This window comes from Lapillicoccus sp., from assembly GCF_036559105.1.
In the GTDB taxonomy this organism is placed as follows: domain Bacteria; phylum Actinomycetota; class Actinomycetes; order Actinomycetales; family Dermatophilaceae; genus Lapillicoccus.
In genome coordinates, this window is the sequence record NZ_DATBTV010000092.1 from 68,285 (window position 1) to 86,513 (window position 18,229).

The 18,229-nt window shown below is 70.2% G+C and carries 12 protein-coding genes; 7 read left to right on the plus strand and 5 right to left on the minus strand.

Annotated features, from left to right (window positions below; genetic code table 11):
* Window positions 1-67: 67 nt before the first annotated feature.
* Window positions 68-2,476 (minus strand): glycogen/starch/alpha-glucan phosphorylase, encoded by a 2,409-nt coding sequence (locus VIG79_RS12055; RefSeq protein ID WP_331885923.1) that lies wholly within the window; start codon window positions 2,474-2,476, stop codon window positions 68-70.
* A gap of 417 nt (window positions 2,477-2,893) precedes the next feature.
* Between VIG79_RS12055 and VIG79_RS12060 the strand changes: the two genes are divergently transcribed.
* From VIG79_RS12060 to VIG79_RS12090, 7 genes are all read left to right on the plus strand, one after another.
* Window positions 2,894-4,921, plus strand: coding sequence for an alpha-1,4-glucan--maltose-1-phosphate maltosyltransferase (locus VIG79_RS12060; protein ID WP_331885925.1), 2,028 nt, complete (start codon window positions 2,894-2,896; stop codon window positions 4,919-4,921).
* Window positions 4,922-4,924: 3 nt separating this feature from the next.
* The gene (gene treS, locus VIG79_RS12065; protein WP_331885895.1) at window positions 4,925-6,688 is read left to right on the plus strand and encodes a maltose alpha-D-glucosyltransferase; all 1,764 of its coding nucleotides are present in this window, start codon (window positions 4,925-4,927) and stop codon (window positions 6,686-6,688) included.
* Window positions 6,681-8,159, plus strand: coding sequence for a maltokinase N-terminal cap-like domain-containing protein (locus tag VIG79_RS12070; protein ID WP_331885897.1), 1,479 nt, complete (start codon window positions 6,681-6,683; stop codon window positions 8,157-8,159). The genes treS and VIG79_RS12070 overlap by 8 nt, the downstream gene beginning before the upstream one ends.
* Window positions 8,156-10,363 carry a 1,4-alpha-glucan branching protein GlgB gene (glgB, locus tag VIG79_RS12075; RefSeq protein ID WP_331885899.1) on the plus strand — a complete coding sequence of 736 codons (2,208 nt, stop codon included), beginning with the start codon at window positions 8,156-8,158 and terminating at the stop codon, window positions 10,361-10,363. The genes VIG79_RS12070 and glgB overlap by 4 nt, the downstream gene beginning before the upstream one ends.
* Window positions 10,364-10,366: 3 nt before the next feature.
* Window positions 10,367-12,019, plus strand: coding sequence for a phosphoglucomutase (alpha-D-glucose-1,6-bisphosphate-dependent) (pgm, locus tag VIG79_RS12080; RefSeq protein ID WP_331885901.1), 1,653 nt, complete (start codon window positions 10,367-10,369; stop codon window positions 12,017-12,019).
* Window positions 12,020-12,353: 334 nt separating this feature from the next.
* The gene (locus VIG79_RS12085; RefSeq protein WP_331885903.1) at window positions 12,354-12,611 is read left to right on the plus strand and encodes a hypothetical protein; all 258 of its coding nucleotides are present in this window, start codon (window positions 12,354-12,356) and stop codon (window positions 12,609-12,611) included.
* Between the two features lie 45 nt (window positions 12,612-12,656).
* Window positions 12,657-13,484, plus strand: coding sequence for an arylamine N-acetyltransferase family protein (locus tag VIG79_RS12090; protein WP_331885905.1), 828 nt, complete (start codon window positions 12,657-12,659; stop codon window positions 13,482-13,484).
* Between the two features lie 9 nt (window positions 13,485-13,493).
* Here the strand turns inward: VIG79_RS12090 and VIG79_RS12095 are convergent, their stop codons facing one another.
* The 4 genes from VIG79_RS12095 to VIG79_RS12110 form a co-directional block, all read right to left on the minus strand.
* Entirely contained in the window at window positions 13,494-14,471 is a 978-nt protein-coding gene (locus tag VIG79_RS12095) for a co-chaperone YbbN (protein ID WP_331885907.1), read from the minus strand.
* 70 nt (window positions 14,472-14,541) lie between these two features.
* Complete coding sequence (locus VIG79_RS12100) at window positions 14,542-15,546, minus strand: hypothetical protein (RefSeq protein ID WP_331885909.1); 1,005 nt, start codon at window positions 15,544-15,546, stop codon at window positions 14,542-14,544.
* Entirely contained in the window at window positions 15,543-16,271 is a 729-nt protein-coding gene (locus tag VIG79_RS12105; protein WP_331885911.1) for a hypothetical protein, read from the minus strand. The genes VIG79_RS12100 and VIG79_RS12105 overlap by 4 nt, the downstream gene beginning before the upstream one ends.
* A 157-nt stretch (window positions 16,272-16,428) precedes the next feature.
* A complete protein-coding gene (locus VIG79_RS12110; RefSeq protein ID WP_331885913.1) occupies window positions 16,429-18,186 on the minus strand; it encodes an acyl-CoA mutase large subunit family protein in 1,758 nt (585 codons plus the stop codon).
* Window positions 18,187-18,229: the final 43 nt, after the last annotated feature.

Below are 18,229 nucleotides of genomic sequence, written 5' to 3' on the forward strand. Positions count from 1 at the left end.
TGCTATCACGGCAATTTCGCTCCGCTCGGAGCCCCCGGCCGACCTTCGTGGGTCGGGCGCGGGGCCGTCAGTCGTCGAGGACGGGCGGGGTGTGCCAGATCCGGTCGATGTAGTTGCGCATCGCGCGGTCGCTGGAGAAGAAGCCCGACCGGGCCACGTTGAGGATCGCCGATCGCGACCAGGCGTCCTGGTCGGCGTAGGCCTTGTCCACCCGGTCCTGGGCGTCGATGTAGGACCGGTAGTCCGCGAGCGCGAGGAACCGGTCGTCGCCGAGCAGGTTCGACACCACCGGCTCGAACACCATCCGGTCGCCGCCGGAGAACGTGCCCGACGCGATGAGGTCGATGGCCGCCCGCAGCTGCGGGTCGCTCTCGTAGTAGCTGGCCGGGGTGTAGCCGGACGCGAACAACGCCTCGACCTCCGGCTCGAGCAGGCCGAAGAGGAAGAAGTTCTCGTCCCCGACGAGCTTGCGGATCTCGACGTTGGCCCCGTCGTCGGTGCCGATCGTCAGCGCACCGTTGAGGGCGAGCTTCATGTTCCCCGTGCCCGAGGCCTCCTTGCCGGCCAGCGAGATCTGCTCCGACAGGTCCGCTGCCGGGATGAGCTTCTCGGCCAGCGTCACGTTGTAGTTGGGCGGGAACACCACGGTCAGCCGGCCCTTGACCAGGGGGTCGCTGTTGACCGTCTCCCCCACCGCGTTGATGAGGCCGATGATCTGCTTGGCCATCCGGTAGCCCGGCGCCGCCTTGGCGCCGAACACGAAGACCCGCGGCGTCACGTCGTCGGCGTTCAGCTCACCGCTGCGGATCTGCTGGTAGAGCGTCACGATGTGCAGCACCTTGAGCGTCTGCCGCTTGTACTCGTGTAGCCGCTTGACCATCACGTCGAGCATGGCGTCGGTCGGGAGCACCACGTCGTTGCGGGCCAGCAGGTGCTTGGCGAGGCTCGTCTTGCAGGTCTTCTTGACGGTGCGGAACCGCTCCCGGAACGCCGCGTCGTCCGCGAACGGCTCGAGCTCCGACAGCCGGTCGAGGTCGGTGACCCAACCGGGGCCGATGGCGTCGGTGATGAGGGCCGAGAGGTTCTTGTTGGCCAGCCGCACGAACCGGCGGGGCGTGACACCGTTGGTGACGTTGGTGAACTTGTCCGGCCAGTACTCGGAGAAGTCCGGCAGCACCTTGTCTCGCAGCAGCTGCGAGTGGAGCTCCGCGACGCCGTTGACCTTCGAGCCGGCGACCGTCGCGAGGTATGCCATCTTCACGGCGCCCTCGGAGACGATCGACATCCGGCGCAGCCGCGCCTCGTCGCCGGGGTAGGCCTCGCGCACGGCGTCGAGGAACTCGTCGTTGATCCGGTAGATGATCTCGAGGTGGCGCGGCAGCAGTCGGCCCAGCAGCTCGACCGGCCACACCTCGAGGGCCTCGGGCAGCAGCGTGTGGCACGTGTAGGCGAAGCACTGCTGGGTGATCGCCCACGCCTGGTCCCACTCGAACCCCTTGTCGTCGACGAGGATCCGCATCAGCTCCGGGACCGCGATGACGGGGTGCGTGTCGTTGAGCTGGAAGATCACCCGCTCGGGGAGCTGGTGGAGGTCGAACTGCGCCGGCAGCACCTGGTCGATGAAGTCGCGCAGCGAGCAGGCCACGAAGAAGTACTGCTGCTGGAGCCGCAGCTCCTTGCCCTGCGGCGTCGAGTCCTCGGGATAGAGGACCATCGAGATCTTCTCGGCGAAGGTCTGGTTGCGAACCGCCTCGGCGTAGTCGCCGGCGTTGAACACCTCGAGGTTGAACGCCCGGGTCGCCTTGGCGCTCCACAGCCGCAGCGTGTTCACACGGCCGTTGCGATAGCCCGGGACCATGTAGTTGTAGGGGACGCCCAGGACGTCCCAGTCGCCGACCCAGCGGGTGCGCTCGACGCCGTCGTCCTCGGTCACGGCCTCCGTGTAGCCGCCGAACTGGACGGTCACGGCGTTCTCCGGGTGCGGGAACTCCCACGGGTTGCCCAGCTGCAGCCACGGGTCGGAGTGCTCGACCTGCCAGCCGTCGACGAAGGTCTGCCGGAAGATGCCGTACTCGTAGCGGATCCCGTAGCCGACACAGGGCACCGACATCGTCGCGAGCGAGTCGATGAAGCATGCGGCGAGCCGGCCGAGGCCGCCGTTGCCGAGTCCCGGCTCGATCTCCTGCGCGCGCAGCCTGGAGAGCGAGATCCCCAGCTGACCGAGGCCCTCCTCGACGATGGTGTCGAGGTCGGACGCGAGGATCGAGTTGTCCAGCTGTCGCCCGAGGAGGTACTCCGCCGAGAGGTAGCTGACGGTCTTGGCCTGCTGGTCCCACTGCTTGGCCAGGGTGGCCATCCACCGGGACTGAAGGTGGTGGCGCACCGTCCGCGCCAACGCGAGGTACTGGTCGTTGACCGAGCTGCGCGCCAGGCTCACGCCCTGGCCGTAGTTGAGCTCGCGCATGAAGTCGCTCATGAACGCCTCGACGGTATGCCGGGGAGCAGTGAGGTCTCGGCTGTCCAGACCCCCGCGGCGCGAGGCCGCCGGGCGGTCGGTCTGCGTGTCCGTCACGCGACTCTCCTTTGCTTGAAGGGTGGCGCAGTTCGAAGGGTGGGGGCAGTCCAGAGACTCGACTCTAGCGGGTGTCTTGCCGGGTTCTTGCAGTCGTTGCAACGGTTTGCACGCTCCGCGAGACACGAGGCTCCGAGGGTGTCCCTGCAACAGGCCACCGAGTAGCGTCGCCGTGTGACTGCATCCGACGCTGCTGCAACCACGACCTCGCTTGACCAGGCCTCCAACGGTACCGAGCCGGCCCCCGACACCACCGACCCGGACCTCGCCGGTCCCGAGAGCGTCGGCACGGCCCCCAGCCCAGAGGCCACCACCACGCCGATGCACCTCCTCCTCGAGACCCTCCCGGACGGCGTGCTCCCGTTCGGGCGGATCCCCGTCCAGAACGTCCAGCCCCTGGTCGACGGCGGGACCCGCCCGGCCAAGTCGGTCGAGCACGAGGAGTTCACCGTCGCCGCCCAGGTGTTCCGCGAGGGGCACGACGCGGTCAACGCGACGGCCGTCCTCACCGACCCGGACGGCGTGGACCGCCACTTCCCCATGCGCGTCGACAACGCCGGACTCAGCTGGTGGAGCGCGACCGTCGCCGCCGACCGCCCCGGCTGGTGGACCTACCGCGTCGAGGGCTGGTCCGACCCGTGGGGCACCTGGGTGCACGACGCGACGATCAAGGTCGAGGCCGACGTCGACGCCGAGATGATGCTCGAGGAGGGCGCCCGGATGCTCGAGCGCTGCCTCGCCGAGCAGGGCGACCTCCAGGGCAGCCCGCTCACGGAAGCGGTCAGCCTGCTCCGCGACACCGTGCGTCCGGCCGTCGACCGGCTCCACGCTGCTACGTCCGCCCCGATGCGCACGTGGTTCGCCAAGCATCCGTTCCGGGAGATGGTGAGCCCCAGCCCCGCATACCGGCTGCTCGTCGAGCGCGAGCTCGCGCTGTTCGGTGCGTGGTACGAGATCTTCCCGCGGTCCGAGGGCGCCTACCTGGACCCGGAGACCGGTGAATGGCGGTCGGGCACCCTGCGCACCGCAGCGGAGCGGCTGCGCGCGATCGCGGCCATGGGCTTCGACGTCGTCTACCTCACGCCGGTCCACCCCATCGGGTCGACCGCGCGCAAGGGCAAGAACAACACCCTGAACGCGGAGCCGCGCGACCCCGGCAGCCCGTATGCCATCGGCTCGCCGGACGGTGGGCACGACTCGATCCACCCCGACCTCGGGACGTTCGAGGACTTCGACCTCTTCGTCCGGGCCGCTCGGCGCAACGGGCTCGAGGTCGCCGTCGACATCGCCCTCCAGGCGTCGCCCGACCACCCCTACGTCGAGACCCACCCCGAGTGGTTCACCACGCGGGCCGACGGCACCATCGCGTATGCGGAGAACCCGCCGAAGAAGTACCAGGACATCTACCCGCTGAACTTCGACAACGACCCGGCGGGCGCCTACGCCGAGATGCGCCGGGTCATCCAGGTGTGGATCGACCACGGTGTGACCCTGTTCCGCGTCGACAACCCGCACACCAAGCCGGTGCAGTTCTGGCAGTGGCTCATCGCCGACGTCGCGAAGGACCACCCCGAGATCATCTGGCTGTCCGAGGCGTTCACGAAGCCGGCGATGATGCACAGCCTGGCCAAGGCCGGGTTCCAGCAGTCCTACACCTACTACGCCTGGCGCAACATGCGGTGGGAGCTCGAGGAGTACCTGCGCGAGCTGTCCGGGGAGTCGGCCGCCTACATGCGTCCGGCGTTCTGGCCGACGACCCACGACATCCTCACGCCCTACATGCAGTACGGCGGGCCGACGGCCTGGACGCTGCGCGCCGCACTGGCCGCCACCCTCGTGCCGACCTACGGCATCTACGCCGGCTACGAGCTGATGGAGAACGTCGCGCGGCAGGGTGCGGAAGAGCAGGTCGACAACGAGAAGTACGAGTACAAGGACCGGCACTGGGAGGACTACGAGCCGGGCGGGGCGAAGGCGGGCCAGAGCCTGGTCCCGTACCTCACCAAGCTCAACGCCATCCGCAAGGCGCACCCGGCGCTGCACTGGCTCCGCAACATCCGGTTCCACTCCAGCGAGGACGAGAACATCATCGTCTTCTCGAAGTCTCGGGTCCTGCACGGCGCCGAGGGCCGTCGCGACACGATCCTCGTCGTCGCCAACCTCGACCCCCACGCGACCCGCGGCGGGTGGCTCGACCTGGACATGCCGGCCCTCGGCCTGGGCTGGGACGAGCAGTTCCGCGCGCGCGACCTCATCAGCGAGCAGACCTGGATCTGGAAGCAGCACTCGTGGGTGCGGCTGGGCCCTGAGACCCACCCGGTGCACGTCATCGAGGTCAGGAGCATCTGAGCCGTGCAGGGCCTCAACCTGTCGCAACCCGGTTTGCGACACGACCCGCAGTGGTACCGGACTGCAGTGTTCTACGAGGTCCTCGTCCGCGCGTTCTCCGACTCGAAGGGGTCGGGGTCCGGTGACTTCCGTGGCCTGATCGAGCGGCTGGACTACCTGCAGTGGCTGGGGATCGACGCGCTGTGGCTGCCTCCCTTCTACGCGTCGCCGTTGCGTGACGGCGGGTACGACATCTCCGACTACAAGGCGGTGCTGCCGGAGTTCGGCACCCTGCCGGAGTTCATCGAGCTCGTATCGCAGGCGCACGCGCGCGGCATCCGGATCGTCACCGACCTCGTCATGAACCACACCAGTGACCAGCACCCGTGGTTCCAGTTCAGCCGCACCGAGCCGGACGGCCCGTTCGGGGACTACTACGTCTGGTCCGACACCGACGCGCCCTACAGCGAGGCGCGGATCATCTTCATCGACACCGAGGTGTCGAACTGGACCTTCGACCCGGTCCGGCGGCAGTTCTTCTGGCACCGGTTCTTCTCGCACCAGCCCGACCTCAACTTCGAGAACCCGCGGGTCCGCGCCGAGATGTTCGACGTCGTCCGGTTCTGGATGGACCTCGGTATCGACGGGTTCCGGCTCGATGCGATCCCCTACCTCTTCGAGGAGGAGGGAACCAACTGCGAGAATCTCGCCCGGACGCACGGGTTCCTCGCCGAGCTGCGCGCGATGGTGGACGCCGAGTACCCCGGGCGGGTCCTGCTGGCCGAGGCGAACCAGCCGCCGGCCGAGGTCGTCGACTACTTCGGCACGAGCGAGTCGCCGGAGTGCCAGATGTGCTTCCACTTCCCGGTGATGCCGCGTCTCTACTACGCGCTGCGCGAGGAGCGGGCGGCGCCGATCGTCGACGTCTTCGCCGACACCCCACCCATCCCGACCGGGGCTCAGTGGGGCACCTTCCTGCGCAACCACGACGAGCTGAGCCTCGAGATGGTCTCGCCCGAGGAGCGCTCGGCGATGTACGGCTGGTACGCGCCGGACTCCCGGATGCGGGCGAACGTCGGCATCCGCCGGCGACTCGCTCCCCTGCTGGACAACTCGCGGCCGGAGATCGAGCTGATCCACTCGCTGCTGCTGTCGCTGCCGGGGACGCCCTGCCTCTACTACGGTGACGAGATCGGGATGGGGGACAACATCTGGCTGAACGACCGCGACGCGGTGCGCACGCCGATGCAGTGGACCCCCGACCGCAACTCAGGCTTCTCCGCTGTCGACCCCGGAAAGCTCTATCTCCCAGTGATTTCCAGCCTCGTCTACCACTACAACACGGTCAACGTCGAGGCCCAGATGGCCACGTCGTCGTCCCTCCTGCACTGGCTGCGCGGGATGTTGCAGGTCCGGAGCCGGCACCCGGTGTTCGGGCTCGGCGACTTTCTCGTGTGCCCGACCGAGAACGAGGCCATCCTGTCCTTCGTGCGCCATCGCGAGGGTGACCGGCCGGTCGGCACCGACGCGCCCGCCAACGAGACGGTGCTGTGCGTCAACAACCTCTCCTCGCGGCCCCAGGCCACGACGGTGCAGCTGCCCCTGGAGTATGCGGGGGCGCAGCTCGTCGACCTGTTCGGCGGTCAAGGGTTCCCCAAGATCGGGGACGACGGAAAGGTGTTGGTGACCCTGGGTTCCCGGGACTTCTTCTGGTTCCAGGTCCGCGGCGACTGGGCCCACAGCGGAGCCGGGGAAGCCTCCGGCGGGGCGGGTGAGCGGCGTGGCTGAGATCCACCGCACGACGCTCGAGCCGACAAAGCTCGAGCTGCTGACCACCTGGTTGCCGCAGCAGCGCTGGTACGCGGCGAAGGGCCGGACCCCGGTGCTGCGCAAGCTCGGCGGCTTCCGCCTCGACGACCCGGCGGGAGACGTGGGCATCGAGGTCATGGTCGTGGCCGACGAGTCGGGCCCGCACCCGGTGGTCTACCAGGTCCCGATGACCTACCGCGCCGCGCCGCTGCCCGGTGCCGACGGCGCCCTGATCGGCACGTCCGAGCACGGCGTGCTCGGCACCCGATGGGTCTACGACGCACCGCACGACGACGTCTTCGTCGACCGGCTGCTCGCGCTCATCCAGGGTCAGGCCGAGCCGCAGGCGCAGTCGGAGAGCAACACGCCCGACCCCACCGTCGAGGGCCACGCGGTGGACGCCGAGGTCGTGACGCTCGCGACGTCCGCCGTCATGCGTGGCGAGCAGTCCAACACCTCGATCGTCTGCCAGGTCGTCGACGCCACCGGTGCCCCCGCAAAACCGATCATCGTCAAGGTATTTCGGGCGTTGCACCCCGGCGAGAACCCCGACGTCGTCGTCCAGTCCGCGCTCACCGAGGCGGGGTCCACCCAGGTCCCGCACACCGTCGGCTACGTCGCCGGCGAGTGGGCCGACCCGCAGTCCGGCGAACGGGTTCGCGGACACCTGGCCTTCGCCCAGCGGTTCCTCGCGGGAGTCGAGGACGCGTGGCGGGTCGCCCTCCGGGCGGCCACCGCGGGAGAGGACTTCAGCGAAGCTGCCCGCGACCTCGGCGCCGCCACGGCCCACATCCATCTCAGCCTCGCCTCCGCGCTGGGCACCGTTCCCGCGGAGGACGAGGCGAAGCGCGAGCTGGTCCGGATCATCCGCTCGCGCTACGAGGCGGCCGTCGCTGAGGTGCCGGCGCTGGCGGCCCACGAGGACGTCGTCGCCGCGTCGCTCGACGACCTCGCCGCCCGCGAGTGGCCCGACCTGCAACGGGTCCACGGCGACTACCACCTGGGCCAGGTGCTCCGCACGCCGGACGGCTGGGTCGCGGTCGACTTCGAGGGCGAGCCGCTCCGGCCGCTGTCCGAGCGGGTGCGGCCCGACCTCGCCCTGCGCGACGTCGCCGGGATGCTGCGCTCCTTCGACTACGTCGGCGGGTCGGTCGAGCTCGAGCAGCCCGACCGATCGGCCCGCGACTGGGTGGCCGCGACCCGCGCCGCGTTCCTCGAGGGCTACACCGGCGTGACCCACCTCGACCCGGCCGAGACCGGTCCGGTCCTCCAGGCGCTCGAGCTCGACAAGGCCTTGTACGAGGTCATCTACGAAGTCCGCAACCGCCCCAGCTGGTTGGGGATCCCGACCGCCGCCGTGGAGCGGCTCGTCACCGACCCCATCCCTCCATCAAACTCCCCCGCCTCTTACGTCCACCAGGACGCCGTCGCCCGGAAGGGTGCCTCATGAAGACCGTCCGCACGACCGCTCAGCTCGGGGATCTCGGGCCGCTCCAGGCCTTCATCGAGGGCCGCAACGGCCAGCCCCACGACTTCCTGGGGCACCACCTCGGCCCCGGCGGGCTGACCATCACCGCATACCGCCCGCTCGCGAAGTCGGTCCGTGCCCGGCTGTCCAACGGGGTCGTCATGGATCTCGGCCACGTCCGTGACGGCGTCTGGACCGGGACCGCTCCCGAGGTCACGACGACCACCGACTACCGGCTGCTCGTCGCCTGGGACGACGGCGTGGAGCACGAGCAGGACGACCCGTACCGGTTCGCGCCCACGCTCGGTGAGCTGGACCTGCACCTGTTCAACGAGGGGCGGCACGAGCGTCTCTGGACCATCCTCGGTTCCCACGTCCGCCGCTACGACGGTCCGCTGGGCGAGGTGCAGGGCGTCTCGTTCGCCGTCTGGGCGCCTCGCGCCAAGGCGGTCCACGTCATCGGCGACTTCAACGGGTGGGACCGCATCTCGCACCCGATGCGCAGCCTCGGGCAGAGCGGCGTCTGGGAGCTGTTCATCCCCGGTGCGGTGGCCGGGATGAACTACCAGTACGCCATCCGCGCCAAGAAGGGCAACGTGGTGGTCCACACCGACCCGATGGCGCAGCGCACCGAGGTCGCCCCGAAGCAGGCGGCCATCGTCTACGAGTCCGGGTACCAGTGGAGCGACGACGAGTGGCGCACCCACCGGGCGGCCGAGAACCCGCACAACGGGCCCATGAGCGCCTACGAGGTCCACCTCGGCTCGTGGCGACAGGGGCTCAGCTACGTCGAGCTGGCCGAACACCTCGTGAACTACGTCAAGGACCTCGGCTTCACGCACGTCGAGCTGCTCCCGGTGATGGAGCACCCGTTCGTGCCCTCGTGGGGCTACCACGTGACGAACTACTACGCGCCGACCTCGCGGTTCGGAACCCCAGATGATTTTCGGTACCTCGTGGATCGCCTGCACCAGAATGGGATCGGCGTCATCCTCGACTGGGTCCCGGGCCACTTCGCGACCGACGAGTGGGCCCTGGCCCGGTTCGACGGCAAGCCGCTCTACGAGCACCCGGACCCCCGCAAGGGCTGGCACCCGGAGTGGGGCTCCTTCATCTTCGACCTCGGCCGGCCCGAGGTCCGCAACTTCCTCGTCGCCAACGCCCTGTACTGGTTCGAGGAGTTCCACGCCGATGGTCTGCGGGTCGACGGCGTCGCGTCGATGCTCTACCTCGACTACTCACGCCAGCCGGGCGAGTGGATCCCGAACTCCTACGGCGGCCGGGAGAACCTCGAAGCGGTGCAGCTCCTCCAAGAGGTGAACGGCACCGCATACCGGCAGTACCCCGGCATCGTCACCGTCGCCGAGGAGTCGACCTCGTGGTCCGGTGTCACGGCGACAACCGAGAAGGGCGGGCTGGGATTCGGCTTCAAGTGGAACATGGGCTGGATGAACGACGCCCTGCGCTACCTCGGCCAGGACCCGATCTTCCGCCAGTACCACCACAGCTCGATGACCTTCGCCCTCATGTATGCGTTCAGCGAGAACTTCGTCCTGCCGATCAGCCACGACGAGGTCGTGCACGGGAAGGGCTCCCTGCTGCGCAAGTCGCGGGGCACCCGCGACGAGCAGCTGGCAACACTGCGTGCCTTCCTCGCCTACATGTGGGCGCACCCCGGGAAGCAGCTGATCTTCATGGGCTGCGAGTTCGCCCAGGAGTCGGAGTGGGCGGAGGGCCGCAGCCTCGACTGGTGGCTCCTCGACCAGCCCGCGCACTACCGCGTGCACGCGCAGGTCAAGGACATGAACCAGATCTACAGGGACCACCGGCAGATGTGGGAGTACGACAACGACCCGGCCGGGTTCCGCTGGCTGAACGCCGACGACGCGAGCCACAACACGTTCGCGTTCCTGCGCTACGGCTCGGGTGACCGGGGCTCCGACGCTCCGGTGATGGCCGTCGTCACGAACTTCAGCGGCATGACCCACGAGCCCTACCGCGTCGGTGTCCCGCGCCCGGGCGGGTGGCGGGTCATCCTCGACACCGCCGGCTACCGGCCCGACTCGCCGAGCTCGGCGGGGGTCGTCATCCCGGCGGAGTCGCAGTCGTGGGACAACCAGCCCTACGCCATCAACGTCACCGTGCCCGGCCTCTCGACGGTCTGGCTCGTCCCCGAAGGAGCCTGAGCCGTGAACCACCCGCGCGCCGGACAGCTGGCCCAGCCCGAGGACCTCGTCGACGTCACAGCCCTCGTCGACGCCTACTACGACCGGATGCCCGACGCGACGAACCCCGACCAGATGGTCGTGTTCGGCACGTCCGGGCACCGCGGGTCCAGCCTCAAGACGGCCTTCAACGAGGCGCACATCCTGGCGACGACCCAGGCGATCTGCGAGTACCGCGCGTCGGTCGGGGTCGACGGCCCGCTCCTCATCGGACGCGACACCCACGCCCTCTCCGAACCGGCCTGGAAGTCGGCGCTCGAGGTCCTCGTGGCCAACGGCGTCACGGTGCTCGTCGACTCGCTCGACGGCTACACCCCGACGCCCGCGGTGTCCCACGCGATCCTCACCCTCAACCGCGGCAAGGCGGGCACCGGCTCCGGCGCGGGGCTGGCCGACGGGATCGTCGTGACGCCGTCGCACAACCCGCCGGCCGACGGCGGGTTCAAGTACAACCCGACCCACGGCGGTCCGGCCGACACCGACGCGACGTCGGTCATCGCCGCGCGCGCCAACGAGCTGATCCGCGACGGTATGGGCGGGGTCCGGCGGGTGCCGCTCGACCAGGCGCTCGGCGAGATCGGGACGTACGACTTCATGGGTCGCTACGTCGACGACCTGCCCAACGTGGTCGACCTCGCGGCCATCAAGGAGGCCGGCATCCGGATCGGGGCCGACCCGCTGGGCGGCGCTTCCGTCGCGTACTGGGCCGAGATCGGCAAGCGCCACGGCCTCGACCTCACCGTGGTGAACCCCGAGGTCGACCCCACGTGGCGGTTCATGACCCTCGACTGGGACGGCAAGATCCGGATGGACTGCTCGTCGCCGTCGGCCATGGCATCGCTCATCAAGCGCAAGGACGAGTACGACATCGCCACCGGCAACGACGCCGACTCCGACCGTCACGGCATCGTCACACCGGACGCCGGCCTGATGAACCCCAACCACTACCTCGCCGTCGCGATCCAGTACCTCTACGGCGGGGCTCGGCCCGGGTGGCCGTCCACGACGGCGATCGGCAAGACGCTCGTCTCGTCGTCGATGATCGACCGGGTCGCCTCCGACCTCGGCCGGGTGCTGCTCGAGGTTCCCGTCGGGTTCAAGTGGTTCGTGCCCGGGCTGCTCGACGGGTCCGTCGGGTTCGGCGGTGAGGAGTCGGCCGGCGCCTCGTTCCTGCGCTTCGACGGCACCGTGTGGACCACCGACAAGGACGGGATGATCCTCGCGCTGCTCGCCTCGGAGATCCTCGCCAAGACCGGGAAGACCCCCAGCCAGCACTACGCCGCACTGGTCGAGCGGCACGGGGATCCCGCCTACGCCCGCATCGACGCGGCCGCCAACCGCGAGGAGAAGGCCGCGCTGGCGGCGCTCTCGCCCGAGGCGGTCACCGCGGAGACCCTCGCGGGCGAACCCATCACCGGCAAGCTGACGTCGGCCCCCGGCAACGGCGCGAAGATCGGCGGACTCAAGGTGGTCACCGAGGACGCCTGGTTCGCCGCGCGGCCGTCGGGCACCGAGGACGTCTACAAGATCTACGCCGAGTCGTTCCGCGGCTGGGACCATCTGGCGGAGGTGCAGGCCGAGGCCAAGGACGTCGTCAGCGCCGCGCTGAGGTCCTAGCGCACTCCTCGTCGGTGGCGGTCTTCGGCCTCATCGCTGCCGTCGTCGGGATGTGGCATCTCGGCCACGAATGGCGCACCTGAGCGCCCCCAAGACGTCGGAATGTGGCGTCTCGGCCAGGAACGGCAGGCCTCACCGGGCTGCGGCGAGGTCTAGCCGGCTCCCAGGTGCCGCGGGAATACCGCGGCGTTCTCGCTCGTTGGTCCGATCAGATCGCCGGTGCGACGTCTCTGGGATGTCGATGGTTGTGATCTGAACCGTGCGCTTCGGCGCTCCCCGCCGTACGACGCTGCCCTCGTGCTGGTCCGCGCCGTCCTACCTCAAGGAGCCCATGATGACCGACCAGCTCACCACCTGGACCCCCACCCGCACCGAGACGGTGGAGGTCGCGGCTCCCGTGGTCGCTCCCGCCCCGCGACCTGCGGAACCGCACTGGACCCAGCACGCGGCCCGTGAGTTCCCGCACCGGGACGGCGACCACGCGCCCAACCTCGCGACCCTCGCGCAGCTGCGCTCCGGCGGCCGCAACCCGCTGTTGCTGTCGGCCAAGCGCCGCCGCCAGGCCGCCCCGAAGGGCTGCACCCAGCGCTGACCGGAGCCTGACCCGCATACCGGTCGCATCGTGTTGAATCGCCAGGTGACCGATGCGAGCCCGTGGCTGACCGAGCAGCTCGACCTGGGCGCGTACCTGCACCGGATCGGCATGTCGAGCGCCTCGCCCTCACGCGAGGCGCTCGATGCGTTGCACGAGGCGCACGTCCGGGCGTTCACCTTCGACAACATCGACGTGCTGCTCGACCAGCACCCGGGGGTGCGGCTGGACGCGGTCCAGGAGAAGTTCGTCGGGCGCGGCCGGGGCGGGTACTGCTTCGAGCACACCGTCCTCTTCGCGGCGGCACTGGAGCGGCTGGGGTATGGCGTCGAACGACGCCTCGGGCGGGTCGGTGGCCCGTCGGCACCGCGCACGCACTGCGTCCTCGTGGTGACCCTCGACGGGGAGCCGTGGCTGGCCGACCCGGGGTTCGGCATGAGTGTGTTGCGCCCCATCCCGCTCGTCGACGGTGCCGAGGACGACTACGGCGGCTGGCGGTACCGGCTGCGGGCGGTCCCCGTCGGCGGGGGTCGCGGCTGGACGCTCGAGCGCCGGCGCGACGAGCACTGGGAGCCGATGCACACCCACGACGAGCTGCCCGTGCACCCGTTCGACCTGACCGTCGGGAACCACTTCACGAGCACGTACCCGACCATCCACTTCCGGCAGATGCTCATGCTCACCCGCCACCTCGACGGACGCCACATCGCGCTCACGCACGAGACCGTCACGGTCCGCCGACCCGGAGCCCCGACCGAGCACCGGGCGCTGCGCGACGGCGAGCTGTCCGACTGGCTGGACGAGCTGGCTGTCCCGCTCACCGCTGACGAGCGCGTCGCCCTCGACGGTGTGGTCAGCCACCTGCGCGGCTGACGGGCCCTTTCAGAACAGCGCGCTCATGAGGGCGCGGCGACCCGCCGTGACGCGCTCGTCACCGGAGCCGACGACCTCGAACAGCTCGAGGAGGTGCTCGCGGGCCTGGTTGCGCTCGTCGCCGGAGGTCGCCCGCACCGTGTCGACCAGGCGGGCGAAGGCGTCCTCGACGTGTCCCCCCAGCAGGTCGAGGTCGGCGACGAGGATCTGGGCCGGGACGTCGGTGGGGTCGGCCGCCGCGGCCGCTCGGGCGGCGACGGGGTCGACGCCCTCGGTACGCCGCATCAGGCCGACCTGGGCCAGCCCCGCCTTGGCCTCGGCGTCGGCGGGGTTCTCCGCGAGCGCCTGCTCGTAGGCGGTGGCGGCGGCGGCGAGGTCGCCGGTCTCGATGGCGTCGTAGGCGGCCGCGATGTGCGGCGGCAGCTCGGGCTCGACGTCCTCGTCGGCCTCCTCGGCAGCGGCGGCGTCGGCGGCGCTCGCTGGGGTGACCCGCCCGGTCACGCCGTTCTGGACGGCGACCTGGAGCAGCTCGTCGATGACCGGCTGCACCTCCTGCGGCAGCAGTGGCCCGACGAAGAGTGGCAGCGGACGCCCCTGGAGCAGCGCGATGGTCATCGGGACCTGCTCGACCTGGAGCGCCCGCAACAGCCCGGGGTTCTCGTCGACGTCCACGGAGACGACCTGGAACCGGCCCTGGTTGCTCGCGGCGAGGCCGCCCATGACCTTGACGAAGTCACCGGAGTCCGGGAGCCGCGAGGACCACAGCACGACGACCACCGGGTAGCGAAGGCTGGCGTTGACGAAGTCCTGGAAGGTCGCGTCGGACCCGGTGACGAGCAGTCCGGTCGTGGCCCCGGCCTCCGTCGCACCGGCCGGGTCCCCGGGGGCGCCCGGGCCCGCGCCGCGAGCCGGCGCCGCCGGACGCTTGAGCGCGGACAGGTCGACCGCTCCGCGCAGCGCGGCGGGCGGGAAGGGTTGCTGGGTCATGGCGCCATTCTTGCCGATCGGTGTGCGAGGACCGTCGCCGCGGTCGCGCGGACGGCCAAGGTCGCGCGGCTCAGGTGCCCGACGCGGCGACGAGGTGCTCCTGCGCGCCGACCACTTGTGACTGGCCGCTCTGCGGGATGACGAAGACGACGAACTCGAGCGTGTCCAGGGTCGCCTCGGCCTTGACCGAGGACAACCCGGTCAGCACCTTGAACGGATCCGAGACGTTGATCGCGCCGGACGACTTGTTGAGGACGGTGTCCTTGCGCTCCATGACGGCGAACGCCAGCGCGCCCCGGTCGCCGGCGAGGCGAAGTCCGCCGGCGACGTCCTTGGCCGCGTGCTGCTCGGTGAACGTGCCGCCACTGGTGAGCTGGTCGGCCTGGGTCTTCGCGGCCGCCTTGACCTTGCTCCCGAAGGCGTCGTCGGTGAACGGCTGGTCGGCGGTCGCGGCGGCCGTCGGGTAGGCGAGCGAGGCCGCATACGCACCGGCCAGCGTGGCGGGATCGACGGCGAGCCCGGCGGGGTCATCTCCAAGGGACGGCGCACCCTGGGTCACCTGGTCGAACGCCGGGACCTCGGTCGCCGGGAGCATCGGGGCGCTGGCCGCGATCTTGAACGGGGTCCGCACGTCCGGGGTGACCAGGAGCGAGAGGACCGGCAGCCCGGACTTCGACCGCGTCGTCTGGACCACCATCGACCTCGGGTAGCTCAGGCCGTTCGACACGGCCAGGACCACCGGCGCGGCCGGGGTGAGGGCCAGCGCGTCCTTCTGGTCCTGGGTCAGGGTGCCGGCGAGCTTGGCGTCGGCCTTGGCGGCGGTCAGCGCGTCGCCGGTGTAAGCGGCGTCGCGCAGGGTGTCGCCGTCGGCTCCCGGCGCCGCGGCGGCCTTCTGTGCGGTGTCCATGACCTCCGCGGCGATGGACTGGGCGCGGGTGCCGGACACGGCGCCGCCGACGGTGCCGGTGGGCGGGTCCGAGATGCCCGCGACGGTGGCACAGCCGGCGAGCGAGGCGCTGAGCAGGGCGGCGCCGACGAGCACGGTGAGACCGCGACGAACGTCGTGCGGGGTCATCGCGCCTTCTCCGGTCGCTCGGTGCTGCGGCTGGTCTCCAGGGTCTCGGTGGTCTCCGGGGTATGCGGTTCGGCCTCGCTCATGGCCGGCTCGGCCGGCTCGACCGCTTCGGCGGTGGCGCCCGCGTCGGGAGCCGGATCGACCGCCTCGGGGACCGTCCGCCAGTGCTGCCAGAGCCATCCGCCGGCGAAGGCCATGACGATGAGGCCGACGACGAGCGCCACCAGGGACTGCAGGAACCAGGTGTTGCGGGCGACGGTGACGTCGACGTCGACCGGGCCGCCCTTGCTGGGGTAGACGAGGACCGACTGCGGCGCCTGGTCCTGCGTCACGGTGAGGGACCCGCCCGCGCTCGAGCGCCAGATGTGGGACTCGGACGGGTCCGGGAGATCGCCGGACCCGAGCTGCTCGATGGTGAGCGTGCGCGCCGGGAAGGACGCGGAGGCGACGAAGTTGTGCTTCGACTGGGCGACCAGCTGGTCCACGTCCTGTGGCACCGCCGCGCCGATGAACACCGGTCCGGAGGCAGCGTCGGCCGACACCGTTACGGGGGCGTTGACACGGTTGAGCACGTTCGGGCCGATGACGAGCGGGGCGTTGGAGGTCGCCTTGAAGGTGGCCGTGCCCTTCGGGCCGAGGACGAAGGCGAACCAGGCGCCGAACACCGCGAGGGCAAGGCCGAGCAGGGCCGCGACGGCGACCGCGATACGGCGTGCGAGGGCCACGGGTGGGGTCCTGTCGAGTGTCGTGGACGGCGCGCGTCAGCGCTCAGCGTCCGGCTGGAGAGGGGCTGCCGGAGTTCGGCCTTCCGTCCACCATGACATACGAGCCGGGGCCGAGACCAATCCGTGACCTTCCTGTGAGCGTCGCCGGGCGCTCGGCTCAGAACCGGGCCGGCTCCCGGTAGACGCCCCACTCGTCACGCAGCGCGTCGCAGATCTCGCCGAGCGTCGCCTCGGCCCGGACCGCCTCGAGCATCGCCGGGACCATGTTCTCCGCGGTCCGCGACACCTCGACCATCCGGGTCACGGCCGCCTCCACCGCCGCGCGGTCACGACCGGCCTTGCGGTCGCTCAGCAGGCGCACCTGCTCGGTCTCCACCTCGTGGCTCACCCGCATGATCTCCAGCTCGTGGCTGATGGACGCGGTATGCGTGTTGACCCCGACGACCTTCTTGTCGCCCTTCTCGAGGGCCAGCTGGTACTGGAAGGCGGCGTCGGCGATCTCGCCCATGAACCAGCCCTCCTCGATACCACGCAGGATCCCGGAGGTCATCGGGCCGATCTCGTGCTGGATCGTGCCGTCGGCACCCGGCGTGCGGCCGAGCTCGCCCATGGCCCGGATCCGGTCGAAGATCGCCTCCGCCTGCGCCTCGATCTCGTCGGTGAGGGCCTCGACGTACCAGGAACCGCCCAGGGGGTCGGCGACATTCGTGACCCCGGTCTCGTCCATGAGCACCTGTTGGGTGCGCAACGCGATCTCCGCCGCCTGCTCGCTGGGCAGGGCGAGGGTCTCGTCCAGGGCGTTGGTGTGCAGCGAGTTCGTCCCGCCGAGGACGGCGGCGAGCGCCTCGACGGCCGTCCGCACGACGTTGTTGTACGGCTGCTGCGCGGTCAGCGAGACGCCGGCCGTCTGGGTGTGGAACCGCAGCCACTGCGCCTTGTCGGTCTGCGCGCCGTAGACGTCGCGGAGCCAGCGCGCCCAGATCCGCCGGGCCGCCCGGAACTTGGCGATCTCCTCGAAGAAGTCGACGTGCGCGTCGAAGAAGAACGACAGCCCCGGCGCGAAGACGTCCACGTCCATGCCGCGCGACAGGCCCAGCTCGACGTAGCCGAACCCGTCGGCCAGCGTGTATGCCAGCTCCTGCGCGGCCGTCGAACCGGCCTCGCGGATGTGGTAGCCCGAGACCGAGAGCGGCTTGTAGTCGGGGATGTTCTGGGCGCAGTACTCCATGAGGTCGCCGATGAGGCGGAGGTGCGGCTCCGGCCCGAACAGCCACTCCTTCTGCGCGATGTACTCCTTGAAGATGTCGGTCTGCAGCGTCCCGTTGAGGACACCGAGGTCGACGCCTTGGCGCTCGGCGGCGACGAGGTACATGCAGAACACCGGCACGGCCGGGCCGGAGATCGTCATCGACGTGGTGACGTCGCCCAACGGGATGTCGGCGAACAGCGTCTCCATGTCGGCGGCACTGTCGATCGCGACCCCGCAGTGCCCGACCTCGCCCAGGCTGTGGCCGTCGTCGGAGTCGCGGCCCATCAGCGTGGGCATGTCGAAGGCCACCGACAGCCCGCCACCCCCGCGCGCCAGGATCATCTTGTAACGCTCGTTTGTCTGCACCGCGTTGCCGAACCCGGCGAACTGCCGGATCGTCCAGGTCCGGCCGCGGTAGCCCGTCGCATACAGGCCTCGGGTGAAGGGGTACTCCCCGGGCCATCCGATCCGTTCGAGGCGGGCGCGCTCCTCGTCGGACGCCGGCTCCGGTATGCCGTTCAGCCCCGGTCCGTAGACCGGCTGGACGGTGTCGCCGGAGAGGGACGTGAAGTCGGACTCGCGCACCCGACCAGCCGCTAGGGCGGCGTCGTAGCGCTGCTGCCAGCGGGCCGCGCCGCTGTCGGCCGGGGACGAGGCGAGGCTCATGTCCCCGACATTACTAGGACGTCCTAGTAAATGACAGCCGAGC

Coding starts and splice junctions, on each gene's coding strand:
- VIG79_RS12095 (WP_331885907.1), bottom strand. CDS start 14,471: ATGACCCAGCAACCCTTCCCGCCCGCCGCGCTGCGCGGAGCGGTCGAC.
- VIG79_RS12100 (WP_331885909.1), bottom strand. CDS start 15,546: ATGACCCCGCACGACGTTCGTCGCGGTCTCACCGTGCTCGTCGGCGCC.
- VIG79_RS12110 (WP_331885913.1), bottom strand. CDS start 18,186: ATGAGCCTCGCCTCGTCCCCGGCCGACAGCGGCGCGGCCCGCTGGCAG.
- VIG79_RS12085 (WP_331885903.1), top strand. CDS start 12,354: ATGACCGACCAGCTCACCACCTGGACCCCCACCCGCACCGAGACGGTG.
- glgB (WP_331885899.1), top strand. CDS start 8,156: ATGAAGACCGTCCGCACGACCGCTCAGCTCGGGGATCTCGGGCCGCTC.
- VIG79_RS12060 (WP_331885925.1), top strand. CDS start 2,894: ATGCACCTCCTCCTCGAGACCCTCCCGGACGGCGTGCTCCCGTTCGGG.
- VIG79_RS12055 (WP_331885923.1), bottom strand. CDS start 2,476: ATGAGCGACTTCATGCGCGAGCTCAACTACGGCCAGGGCGTGAGCCTG.